General features: G+C 70.0%; 10 protein-coding genes and 1 pseudogene. 6 read left to right on the top strand and 5 right to left on the bottom strand.

Annotated elements, in window-relative coordinates:
• Positions 1-133 precede the first annotated feature (133 nt).
• The 4 genes from STRTUCAR8_RS31610 to glpK all read left to right on the top strand — a co-directional run bounded on the left by STRTUCAR8_RS31610 (position 134) and on the right by glpK (position 4,296).
• Positions 134-559, top strand: a complete 426-nt coding sequence (locus tag STRTUCAR8_RS31610) for a Zn-ribbon domain-containing OB-fold protein (RefSeq protein WP_006380245.1) — start codon at positions 134-136, stop codon at positions 557-559.
• Entirely contained in the window at positions 556-1,746 is a 1,191-nt protein-coding gene (locus STRTUCAR8_RS31615; RefSeq protein WP_006380239.1) for a lipid-transfer protein, read from the top strand. The genes STRTUCAR8_RS31610 and STRTUCAR8_RS31615 overlap by 4 nt, the downstream gene beginning before the upstream one ends.
• A 253-nt stretch (positions 1,747-1,999) precedes the next feature.
• Entirely contained in the window at positions 2,000-2,725 is a 726-nt protein-coding gene (locus STRTUCAR8_RS31620; RefSeq protein ID WP_006380243.1) for an MIP/aquaporin family protein, read from the top strand.
• 59 nt (positions 2,726-2,784) lie between these two features.
• On the top strand, positions 2,785-4,296 hold the full coding sequence (gene glpK / locus STRTUCAR8_RS31625; RefSeq protein ID WP_006380240.1) for a glycerol kinase GlpK: 1,512 nt from the start codon (positions 2,785-2,787) through the stop codon (positions 4,294-4,296).
• A 107-nt stretch (positions 4,297-4,403) separates the two neighbouring features.
• On the opposite strand, the gene STRTUCAR8_RS31630 is transcribed toward glpK, so the two are convergent.
• The 5 genes and pseudogenes from STRTUCAR8_RS31630 to STRTUCAR8_RS31645 form a co-directional block, all read right to left on the bottom strand.
• Positions 4,404-5,009 carry a GTP-binding protein gene (locus STRTUCAR8_RS31630; RefSeq protein ID WP_006380238.1) on the bottom strand — a complete coding sequence of 202 codons (606 nt, stop codon included), beginning with the start codon at positions 5,007-5,009 and terminating at the stop codon, positions 4,404-4,406.
• Positions 4,990-5,180, bottom strand: a pseudogene (locus tag STRTUCAR8_RS55865) (hypothetical protein); the annotation flags it as partial. The gene STRTUCAR8_RS31630 and the pseudogene STRTUCAR8_RS55865, both read right to left, overlap by 20 nt.
• A gap of 35 nt (positions 5,181-5,215) precedes the next feature.
• On the bottom strand, positions 5,216-5,611 hold the full coding sequence (locus STRTUCAR8_RS31635; protein ID WP_006380241.1) for a DUF742 domain-containing protein: 396 nt from the start codon (positions 5,609-5,611) through the stop codon (positions 5,216-5,218).
• Positions 5,612-5,620: 9 nt separating this feature from the next.
• A complete protein-coding gene (locus STRTUCAR8_RS31640) occupies positions 5,621-6,061 on the bottom strand; it encodes a roadblock/LC7 domain-containing protein (protein ID WP_006380246.1) in 441 nt (146 codons plus the stop codon).
• The gene (locus STRTUCAR8_RS31645; RefSeq protein WP_044473238.1) at positions 6,058-8,934 is read right to left on the bottom strand and encodes a sensor histidine kinase; all 2,877 of its coding nucleotides are present in this window, start codon (positions 8,932-8,934) and stop codon (positions 6,058-6,060) included. Before STRTUCAR8_RS31645 ends, STRTUCAR8_RS31640 begins: the two co-directional genes overlap by 4 nt.
• 418 nt (positions 8,935-9,352) lie before the next feature.
• Between STRTUCAR8_RS31645 and STRTUCAR8_RS31650 the strand changes: the two genes are divergently transcribed.
• Positions 9,353-9,931, top strand: a complete 579-nt coding sequence (locus tag STRTUCAR8_RS31650; protein ID WP_044473237.1) for a hypothetical protein — start codon at positions 9,353-9,355, stop codon at positions 9,929-9,931.
• 596 nt (positions 9,932-10,527) lie between these two features.
• A partial coding sequence (locus STRTUCAR8_RS31655) for an aldehyde dehydrogenase family protein (RefSeq protein WP_006380244.1) occupies positions 10,528-10,951 on the top strand: 424 nt, incomplete at its 3' end.

Below are 10,951 nucleotides of genomic sequence, written 5' to 3' on the forward strand. Positions count from 1 at the left end.
CTCCGCTACGACGACGCACACAGGGCCTGTGTGGTTCTGTGCGACGGCTGCCCAATCCGATGTGACCGTGTCACACTTCTGACGTTCCGTCAGATTCAGCTCTGGAGGGGATGTGGCACACAGCCGTACACCTGTGGTCGCCGGGTGGTTCACGGAGGACGAGGAGGGGTTCCGGCTGCTCGGTACCCGCTGCTCGGCCTGCGCCTCGGTCTTCTTCCCCCGTGAGGAGGTCCACTGCCGCAATCCGGGGTGCCCGGGCGGCGAGTTGGTGGAGGTGCCCCTGTCCCGGCGGGGGCGCGTCTGGTCGTACACCGACAGCCGGTACCGGCCTCCGTCACCGTATGTGACCGATCCGGAACTTCCGTGGGAACCGTACGCGTTGATCGCTGTGGAGCTGGAGTCCGAGCGGATGGTGGTGCTGGGACAGGCGGTTCCCGGGGTCACCGTCGCCGATCTGACGGTGGGTATGGAGGTGGAGGTCGTTCCGGGTGTGCTCCACGAGGACGCGGAAACGACCTGGACGACCTGGCACTGGCGGCCGACGGGGGCGATGAAATGACCGGAGAGGTGGCGGTGCTCGGCGTGGGCATGCACCCCTGGGGCAAGTGGGGGCGCGGCTTCACGGAGTACGGCTCGGCCGCCGCGCGCGCGGCACTCGCCGACGCGGGCGTCGAATGGCGGGACGTCGACTCTGTCGTCGGGGCGGACACCGTGCGCGGCGGCTATCCCGGGTATGTGGCGGGAGCGACGTTCGCCAAGGCGCTGGGCTGGCAGGGTGCCCGGGTGACCAGCGTGTACGCGGCGTGCGCGTCCGGGGCGCAGGCGGTCGCCGTCGCCCGTGCGCAGATCCTCGCCGGGCTCGCGGAGGTGGTGCTCGTCGTGGGCGCGGACTCGGCACCGAAGGGGTTCTTCCGGCCTGCGGGCGGAGACCGGGCCGACGACCCGGACTGGCTGCGGTTCCGGGTGCTGGGGGCGACGAACCCGACGTACTTCGGGCTGTACGCGCGGCGGCGGATGGCACTGCATGGCGACACCCTGGAGGACTTCGCGCAGGTCAAGGTGAAGAACGCCGCTCTGGGCGCGCTCAACCCGAACGCGCGCTACCGCAAGCGGGTCACCGCCGACGAGGTCGCCGCGTCCGCGGTGGTCGCCGATCCGCTTCGGCTCCTCGACATCTGCGCCACGTCCGACGGCGGGGCCGCGCTGGTGCTGACCGGCATGGAGTTCGCGCGCCGGCACGGGGTGGGGGAGCCGGTGCGGATCCGGGCGGTTTCCACGGTGACGCCGCGGTACCCCACCACCGTGCTGGACCTGCCGGACATCGCCACGGACTCGGCGGTGACGGTGGAGCCGGCGGACGGGACGTTCCGGGCCTCGATCGCGCAGGCGGCCTACGAGGAGGCGGGCATCGGTCCCGAGGATCTCTCCCTGGCGGAGGTCTACGACCTGTCCACTGCCCTGGAGTTGCAGTGGTACGAGGATCTGGGGCTGTGCGGTGAGGGCGAGGCGGCGAAGCTGCTGCGGGAGGGCGCGACGGCTCCGGGCGGTCACATACCCGTCAACACCAGCGGCGGCCTCGCCTCCTTCGGAGAGGCCGTGCCCGCGCAGGCCATCGCCCAGGTGTGCGAGCTGACGTGGCAGTTGCGGGGCGACGCCGGTGACCGGCAGATCGCCGGGGCACGCGTGGGTATCACGGCCAACCAGGGTCTGTTCGGGCACGGTTCGTCGGTGATCGCGGTGCGGTGAGGCGACGTTCATTGTCGTCGCCCACCTTGACGCCCACAGGACGCCGGAGAACACTTCCGGTGTCAGCCGGCCTCGCCGCACATTCTCGGCGTATGCAGACAATGCGCCGTGCGGGACCCGTCCGGATCATGGGCCCTTTGCTGCGTGCGACGCGGCTGCGGCAACACGCTCGTCTCGGCTGAAGCAGCCATGGAACGCACTCTGCAAGGTCACCCGGGGCCGGATCGCCCGGGGTGAGGGCCCAGGAGCAACCATGAGCAATGGGGACATCTTTGTCGGCGAGATCATCGGTACAGCGATTCTCATCCTCTTCGGCACCGGCGTGGTCGCCGCAGTAGTACTGAACCACTCCAAGGCGAAGGACGCCGGCTGGGTCGTCATCACGTTCGGCTGGGGCTTCGGCGTGCTGGCGGGGGCGTACACCGCCGCACCGCTGTCCGGCGGGCATCTCAACCCCGCGGTGACGATCGGGATCGCCATCGGCACCGGGGACTGGGACAAGGTGCCCGTCTACATCGCCGGGCAGATGGTCGGCGCCCTCCTCGGCGCGGTCCTGTGCTGGCTGGTCTACTTCGCCCAGTTCCAGGCCAACGCCGAGCAGGAAACGGCCCAGACGACGCTGGGGATCTTCTCGACCACCCCCGCGATCCGCCATCCCGTCGCGAACCTCGTCACCGAGATCATCGCGACCATGGGGCTGGTGCTGCCGATCCTGGCGTTCGGTCTGACCAAAGGGCTCGGCGAGTCCGGCACGTCGATCCTGATCGTCTCCTTCCTGGTGGTCGGAATCGGGCTGTCGCTCGGCGGTCCCACCGGGTACGCCATCAATCCGGCCCGTGACCTGGGCCCGCGCATCGCCCACGCCCTGCTCCCGATCCCCAACAAAGGCACCTCGGACTGGAGTTACGCGTGGATCCCGGTGGCGGGGCCGCTGATCGGCGGCGCGCTGGCCGGGATCGTCTTCAAGGCAGCCTTCTGACGCGCACCCACGCCTTTCCGGGGCTGCAGACTTCCGGAGCTTCCCACGAAGGGGACGTCATGACGGACAAGTTCGTCGCCGCGATCGACCAGGGCACCACGTCCAGTCGCTGCATCGTCTTCAACCAGGACGGCGCGATCGTCGCCGTCGACCAGCGTGAGCACCGCCAGATCTTCCCCAAGCCCGGGTGGGTGGAACACGACGCCACCGAGATCTGGTCGAAGGTGCAGGCGGTCGTCGCGGGCGCGCTCGCCAAGGCCGGGCTGCGCGCCGACCAGCTCAGCGCGCTCGGCATCACCAACCAGCGCGAGACGACGGTCCTGTGGGACCGCGCCACGGGAAAGCCCGTCCACAACGCGATCGTCTGGCAGGACACGCGGACGGCCGCGCTCTGCCACGAACTCGGCGGCTCCGACGGACAGGACCGTTTCCGCGAGCAGACGGGACTGCCCCTGGCCAGCTACTTCTCCGGCCCCAAGGCGGCCTGGCTGCTGGACAACGTGCCGGGCCTGCGCGCCCGCGCCGAGCGCGGCGAGATCGCCTTCGGCACCATCGACTCCTGGCTGATCTGGAACCTGACGGGCGGCACGGACGGCGGGCGGCACGTCACGGACGTCACCAACGCCGGCCGGACGATGCTGATGGACCTGGAGACCCTCCAATGGGACGCGTCCATCCTGTCGGCGATGAACGTCCCCGAGAAGATCCTCCCCGAGATCAGGTCCTCGTCGGAGGTGTACGGCGCGGCGGTGGGCCAGCTCGCGGGCGTCCCCGTGGCCTCCGCGCTGGGCGACCAGCAGGCCGCTGTGTTCGGCCAGGCCTGCTACGACGTGGGGACGGCCAAGAACACGTACGGCACTGGCAGTTTCCTGCTGCTCAACACGGGCAGCCGGCCCGTCGCCTCGAAGAACGGTCTCCTGACCACGATGGGCTACAAGATCGGCGGCGAGGCCCCTGTCTACTGCCTCGAAGGGTCCATCGCGATCACCGGGGCGCTGGTGCAGTGGTTCCGCGACCAGCTCGGCATCATCCGTACCGCCGACGAGATCGAGACGCTCGCGGCGAGCGTCGACGACAACGGCGGCGCGTACATCGTGCCCGCGTTCTCCGGCCTGTTCGCGCCCTACTGGCGCTCCGACGCGCGCGGGGTGGTCACGGGCCTCACGCGGTACGTCACCAAGGGGCATCTGGCGCGCGCGGTGCTGGAGGCGACGAGCTGGCAGACGCGGGAGGTCGTGGACGCCATGTTCCAGGACTCCGGGGTGAGCATCACGACCCTGAAGGTGGACGGCGGCATGACGAAGAACAACCTGCTGATGCAGCACCAGGCTGACGTTCTCGGGGTGCCGGTCATCCGTCCGAAGGTCTCCGAGACGACCTGCCTCGGAGCGGCGTACGCGGCCGGGCTGGCGACCGGGGTGTGGAACGACCTCGACGAGCTGAAGTCGCACTGGCAGAAGGACGTCGAGTGGACGCCCGCCATGGAGGCGACGATCCGCGACCGCGAGTACCACAACTGGCGCAAGGCCGTGGAGAAGAGCTTCGGCTGGGAGGACGACGGCCGGGGCTAGCCACCGCTCGCCACACAGGTCCACGCGCGCGTGCCTCTGGACCGCGGCCCGTACCCCGGTCGGCGGGGGTACGGGCCGTGCGCGTGCGAAACGGTGAGGGCGGGCCGTCAGGTGGTGACGGGCGCGCGGCGGTCGGCCGCGTACGCCATCGCGTGCTGGACGACTCCGATGAGGACCTCCTTGACCGACTCCCGGTTGCGCGCGTCGCACAGCACGAGCGGCACGTTGGGGTCGAGGTCGAGCGCCGCACGGACGGACTGCGACGGGTAACGGGCAGCTCCGTCGAAGCAGTTGACGCCGACCAGGAAGGGTATGGAGCGCCGCTCGAAGTAGTCGACGGCGGCGAAACTGTCCTCCAGGCGGCGGGTGTCGGCGAGGACGACCGCGCCCAGCGCTCCGGTGGCGAGCTCGTCCCACAGGAACCAGAAACGGTCCTGTCCGGGCGTACCGAAGAGGTACAGCACGAGGTCCTCGCGGAGCGTGATGCGGCCGAAGTCCATGGCGACGGTGGTGGTGTGCTTGCCCTCCACCCCTCGGAGGTCGTCGACCGGGCGGCCCGCCTCGGTGAGCAACTCCTCGGTGCGCAGCGGTTTGATCTCGCTGACGGCGCCGACCAGTGTCGTCTTGCCCGCGCCGAATCCGCCGGCCACGAGGATCTTGAGCGTGACGGGCTCGACCGGGGGCTTGCCGCGCTCAGAACGCCCGAAGATCATCGGTCTCTTCTCCTGCTTGTTCGGGATCGGTCGGCGGTGGGCCGTGGCCCCCGCCGCCGGGGGGTCTCGATGACGTCATCGGCTCGTTGCACCGGAGACGGCGAACCGCCCCTCTCCGCCGGACCATTGTCCCGCACCATCACCGCCGCGCCGCACCGCGAACTCTTCGAGAGGAGTGTCACGTCTCTACCCCGCTTCCGCGCTGCTCAGAGCGCTCGGAGGCCGTTGATCACATCGCGCAGAATATTCTCGTCCACCAGCTCGGCGGGCGGCACGGGACGCGTCACATGAACCATTTCCTCGTCCACGAGGTCGCCGATGAGAACCCGCACCACGCCGATGGGGAGGTTGAGTTCGGCGGCGAGTTCGGCAACCGACTGGGGAGCGTCCCGACAGAGTTCGACGATGTCCACGTGTTCCGGGGACAGCGTGTGATCCGCTTCCGGGTCGTCCGCGTGCGCCTCCGCGATGACCACCGCGATCAGGTCGAGGCGGTGCTGGGCCGCATGGCTGGTGCGGCCTCGCGTCATGGCGTACGGACGGACGACCGGTCCCGCCTCGTCGTCGAACCAGTGGCTTCTGGGTTGACCGTCTCCGCTCATGTCATCCCACTACCCGCCTGCGGGCAGATCGGTGCGCGGAGCGGCCGCCAGATGCACACCGACGCGCTTCACCAGGAGGGTCATCTCGTAGGCGACCTGGCCCACGTCCGAGTCGGCGTCCGAGAGGACGGCCAGACAGCTGCCGTCCCCGGCCGCCGTGACGAACAGGAACGCGTCGTCGAGTTCGACGACCGTCTGGCGGACGTTGCCGGCGTCGAAGTGGCGCCCCACACCCTTGGCGAGGCTGTGGAATCCGGAGGCGACGGCGGCAAGGTGCTCACTGTCCTCCCGGCTGAGGTCCTTGGAGACCCCGGTGGGCAGTCCGTCGCCGGAGAGCACAAGCGCTCTGCGGATGCTGGCGACCCGGTCGACGAGGTCGTCGAGGAGCCAGTTGAGCTCCCCCGACGCCTTGTCGCTCGCGGTCTGGCCGGTCGCCCTCGGTGCGGTCATCGACCGTCCCCCTTACTCGTTCCTTGTGCTGTGCCGTCCGTGGCGCCGTCGCCCACGGCGTTCTCCTCACGACCTCGCTGCCAACCGCGCTGCAGCGAGGCCATGCGGCTGCGGACCTCGTCGGCGTCACGATCGAGGAGGTCGGCCCCGTCCTGGGTACGTGGGTTCATGCGTTCGGTGCGCCGCTCCGGACCGTCCCTCAGCTGGGGAGCCAGGTTGGCCTGCCGGACGCGGCGGGGCAGCCCCGCCGTACCCGACGCGGCGGAGTCGGGCGCGGTACCGGACCCACCGCGCCGGTCACGCTGCGGAAGTGCCGGGGCCTCCGGCAACCGGTTGCCGAGGTCGCCGCGGGCCGTCTCCGCTCGCCCGGCGGTGCCACGGGCGGGCAGGTCGGAGCGGTCACCGACCGATCGGTCGCCGAAGCGCGAGGCAAAGGGTTCCGCCGGCTTCCCCCTGCCGTCCCAGGTTCGCCCGGGGGACTCCGCGCGATCGCCGAAGCCCTCACGCGGGTCGGTTTCCCGGCGGATCGCCGCCTCGCCCCGGCGGCGTGCCGGGAGCGGGGCCAGCGTGTCAGGATCCGCCGAGCCCATGCTCTCCACCGATTGCTCGTCCGGCGACGGGTTGCGGCGGGACGGCTGCTCGGTGACGGGACGGCCGTGGGAACTGACCAGTTTGGGGGCCCGGCGGCGCGGCAGCTCCACGGGGTCGCTCAGGTCGCCCGGCGCCCCGGTGACCGAGCGGCGGGTACGGGAAAGTACGCCCTGTTCGGTGTCCACGTCGTCGAAGGAGCCGGGGAAGTCGCCGAGGGCGTCCAGGTCGACCGGCGCCTCGAGCTCGATCGGCCCGTCGATGAGCGAGGGGGGCAGGCCGGGGAGGCGTACGGGCGCAGCGGAGAGCGCGGCCCTGCGGCTCTCCTCGAACTCGGCCTCCTTGGAAGGCTGCGCGCGGTCGAGGCGGAAGCCGATGCCGTTGGTGTCCGGGACGTCGTCCGTGAGAAGCGCGTCGGGGACGAAGACGACGGCAGTCGTGCCACCGTACGGGGACGGCTGGAGGGAGACCCGGACGTTCTGCCGCTGGGCGAGCCGGCTGACGACGAACAGGCCGAGCCGGTCCGTGTCGGACAGTTCGAACTCGGGTGTCTCGGCGAGCCGCAGGTTGGCGTCGAGAAGTGCTTCCGCCCCCATGCCCAGACCCCGGTCGTGAATCTCCAGGGTGAAGCCGTTGGCTACACGCTCGCCCAGGACCTGGATGGCGGTGTGCGGGGGCGAGAACACCGTGGCGTTCTCCAGGAGTTCGGCCACGAGGTGGGTCAGGTCGGCGACGGCCGGTCCGGTGACGGCCATGCGCGGCAGCCTGCGGACCTCGATGCGCTCGTAGTCCTCGACCTCGGCTACGGCGGCACGGACGACGTCCATCAGCTGGACGGGTTTGCGCCACTGCCGGGACGGGGCGGCCCCGGAGAGGATCACCAGTCCTTCGGCGTGCCGGCGCATACGGGTGGTCAGGTGGTCGAGGCGGAACAGGTCGGCGAGTTCGTCGGTGTCCTCGGTGCGGCGTTCCATGGTGTCGAGCAGGGTGAGCTGCTTGTGCAGCAGGACCTGGCTGCGCCGGGCGAGGTTGACGAACACCTCCGAGACCCCGGAGCGGAGTTCGGCCTGTTTGACGGCGGCCTCGACGGCAGCGCGCTGCAGGGTGTTGAGGGCCTGACCGACCTCGCCGATCTCGTTCTTGTCGTACTCCAGGCGCGGGACCTCGGTCTCCACGTCGACCTGTTCGCCGGCCGACAGACGGCGCATCACGCTCGGCAGCCGTACGCCGGACGCCTCGTGGGCCTCCAGGCGCAGTTGGCGCAGGTCGCGGATGAGGGCGCGGCCGATGCGCACGGACAGGAAGAGCGAGAACAGCAGGGCGACGAGTCCGAGGACGCCGGCGACGACGGCCTTGACGATGACGCCCGTCACGACCGGCCGGACCCGGTCCTGGTAGCGGTCGCCCGACTCGTCGTTGAGCTTGCGGAGCTCGTCGAGGACGTCGCCCGCGGTGGTGTCCCAGCTCTTCGCCGTGACGCCCCTCGGGTGGCCGGACTCGGCGCCGATGGCGGCCTGTTCGGCCACTCGCAGCGGCGCGGTGGAAGCGTTCTTCCAGAACCGGTCGTAGCGGGCGCGGTCCGACAGCGGGAGCAGCGGCAGGCTGACGTCGTACATGACGGTGCGCTGGGCCACGAGGTCGGAGATGTCGCGGGACTCGTCGCGGGTGAGCTTGCCGACGACCAGGGCCGAGCCGAGCAAGGCGTCCTCGCGGGAGAGCAGTTCACGGGCACGGGCGGTGTTGACGAGCGCGCGGGCCTGCTTGTCCATCTCCAGGTTGTCGATGATGTGCAGGTTGGCGAGCAGGACGTAACAGGGATCGACCAGGTTGTTGTAGAGGTTGAGGGCCTGGGTCCGGGTGACGGTGCCTTCCTCGACGCTGCGGCGCAGGGGGCCGATGCCGTCGAACGCCTCGAGGACGGCGGTGAGTCGCTCGCTGTCGCTGTCGCTGATCGAGTTGCGCACCTCGGACTTGTCGGCGTTGACGCGGATCTTGTCGATGACTCCGTCGGTGGCGGTGCGGCTGCGCCGAAGGGCGGCCAGCGCGTCGGAGGCACGGGGGTCGGCGAGATAGACGAGGGTCTGGCGGCGCTCCTGCTGGAGCACGCGTACCGCGTCCTCCGTGGGGTAGCTGACCTTCTCCACGATCGACGAGACGTTGAACAGCTCGGCCGCCTCACGACCCGTGAGCACTGTGGCGAAGCCCCAGATCGCGGTCAGTGACACCAGCGGCACGAGAAGCAGCGCCACGATCTTCCGGCGGATGGACTTCCCGCGAAAGCGCATGGCCTCCCCCAGCTCGCCCCCGTCGACGCGGGGGTACACATGTGCGTCAATAATCGGCGTGAGCCTACTACTGACCCACGGCTAACTCGAAGACCTGTCTGGGTACTGAACTTCCGTGCTCCCCGCGAGACATGGCGAGTTGTCCCGTCATTACGGGAGATTGCCTCCTCCGATCCGGTGCCACCGCACGACCGCACCCTTCGGTCAACTTGGCCGTTTGGCTGGATTTTTACGTTTGACGGGAATCTTCGAGACACGCTGATCGTCTTTGTACATGGGCAATGGGTGGCAGAACCGTCAGCAGGTCCGCATCCCGCGTCCAGACCGCGTAAAACAGCGTTAGCCGGGCAACCACTGGGGAGCCGGTGTCACCGACATCGGGACGGGCGGTGTGCTGGGCGGTGGGGAGTGACACGTGATGGGCACGGCGGAACGACGCGAGACGCTCGGGAACGACGTGGTGGCGCCTTTGGTGGTGCACGGGGGCGCCAGGAACATCAGCGCGAGCCAGGACACGGCCACGGGCGGGGGTGGTGAACGGTCCGTCACCCATGGTGCGTCCGGGCAACTCCCTTCGTCCGCCGGGACGGAGGCACGGCCCGCGTACCGGCAGCTGTGGGTGGAGGAGCCCGCGCGTCGGCGCCGGCTGCCGGATCCGGTGCGTACGGCGGCCGTTCGGGCGGTGCTCGTCATCTCGGTCACGCTGATCCAGGCGATGGTGGCCTTCCTGTCCACGCTGGCCGGCTCCTATCTGGCCTTCCCGATGGTGATCAGCAGCGTGGCCAGCACCGTCGTGGCCACCTGGGCGGCGCTCGACGTGTGGGTGACTCGCCAGGTCTGGAACCAGCGCAACGGTGTGGTGTCGACCCCGAGCAGTACGGCACGGGCGCTGCGACGGGAGCGCCGCAAGGCCCGGCGGCAAGCGCGGGTGACCGCCCGGACCCAGGAGCGCATACGCAGGCAGAGCGGCGGGTCGGGGCAGCTGTCGCACCCCTAGCAGGCCTCGGGCGAGAAGGTCCCGGGCCGGCAGGCCGCGCACAGGGAAACAAGGGAAGCATCTGAGCTGCGACGGCACGGGCATGCGTGGCGTGCCGTCGCTGCCGAGCTACTTCCCACGCCGGGCGGAGTGAGCCCGCATGCACGAGCGCGGTCGGCCGCACGAGCGTCGCGGTCCCCTGGCGTGAGCGCCGCGCCCCCGAGTCGATCATCGAAGACGTCATGGGGGCCGCCGCGCACCGGTCCGACCCGCACGGACCGCTGCCTCCCCTCCTGACCTCGGAGCCAGGCTCGACGCCACTCCTCCGGGACGCAGACGCGACCTCCGTCGCGGCTCTCCCCTGCGAGCGATCGAGCTGACTTTCGATTCCCGCGCGGGTGCGTGCCGTCCTCGACGGCATCGCGGGCCCGCCCGAACGGTGGTGTGCTGGTGCCGGACGAAGGGTTCACAGACGGGGCCGCTCCTTTCGGCCATGGCCCGCCGACTGTCTGGCCAGACGTGTCGAAGATCACATTTGGCATGAATCCTCGTCGGCCGGTAAGGCGCTTTCTCGCGAGGGCGCCTTTGATGCGGCGCTGACCAGGAGGAACGAGAACATGCCCGAACTCTTCATCGGCGGTACGTGGAGGTCCGCGCTCGACGAGCGCACCCGGGAGATCCGCTGTCCCGCCGACGGCTCTCTGGTCGGTGTCGTCGACGAGGCCGGCGGCAAGGACACGGTGGAGGCCATCACCGCCGCCCGCCGTGCCTTCGACGAGGGCCCCTGGCCCGGCACGCCGGCGAGCGAGCGCGGTGACCTGCTGTTGCGCGTCGCCGACCTCATGGTCCGCGACAAGGACGAGCTGGCCCGCGCGGAATCCCTCGACACCGGAAAACGCCTGGTGGAGAGCGCGTACGACATCGACGACATCGTCAACTGCTTCCGCTACTTCGGCCGGCTCGCGGCAAGCGAGACCGGGCGGGTCATCGACACCGGCTCACCTGACGTGGACAGCCGGGTCGTGTACGAGCCGGTCGGTG

Source organism: Streptomyces turgidiscabies Car8 (assembly GCF_000331005.1).
In the GTDB taxonomy this organism is placed as follows: Bacteria; Actinomycetota; Actinomycetes; order Streptomycetales; family Streptomycetaceae; genus Streptomyces; species Streptomyces turgidiscabies.

Bases quoted from the DNA above. Each gene is read 5' to 3' on its own strand.
- STRTUCAR8_RS31640 (WP_006380246.1), bottom strand. From the start codon at position 6,061: ATGACCGCACCGAGGGCGACCGGCCAGACCGCGAGCGACAAGGCGTCG.
- STRTUCAR8_RS31620 (WP_006380243.1), top strand. From the start codon at position 2,000: ATGAGCAATGGGGACATCTTTGTCGGCGAGATCATCGGTACAGCGATT.
- glpK (WP_006380240.1), top strand. From the start codon at position 2,785: ATGACGGACAAGTTCGTCGCCGCGATCGACCAGGGCACCACGTCCAGT.
- STRTUCAR8_RS31650 (WP_044473237.1), top strand. From the start codon at position 9,353: ATGGGCACGGCGGAACGACGCGAGACGCTCGGGAACGACGTGGTGGCG.
- STRTUCAR8_RS31630 (WP_006380238.1), bottom strand. From the start codon at position 5,009: ATGATCTTCGGGCGTTCTGAGCGCGGCAAGCCCCCGGTCGAGCCCGTC.
- STRTUCAR8_RS31645 (WP_044473238.1), bottom strand. From the start codon at position 8,934: ATGCGCTTTCGCGGGAAGTCCATCCGCCGGAAGATCGTGGCGCTGCTT.
- STRTUCAR8_RS31635 (WP_006380241.1), bottom strand. From the start codon at position 5,611: ATGAGCGGAGACGGTCAACCCAGAAGCCACTGGTTCGACGACGAGGCG.
- STRTUCAR8_RS31615 (WP_006380239.1), top strand. From the start codon at position 556: ATGACCGGAGAGGTGGCGGTGCTCGGCGTGGGCATGCACCCCTGGGGC.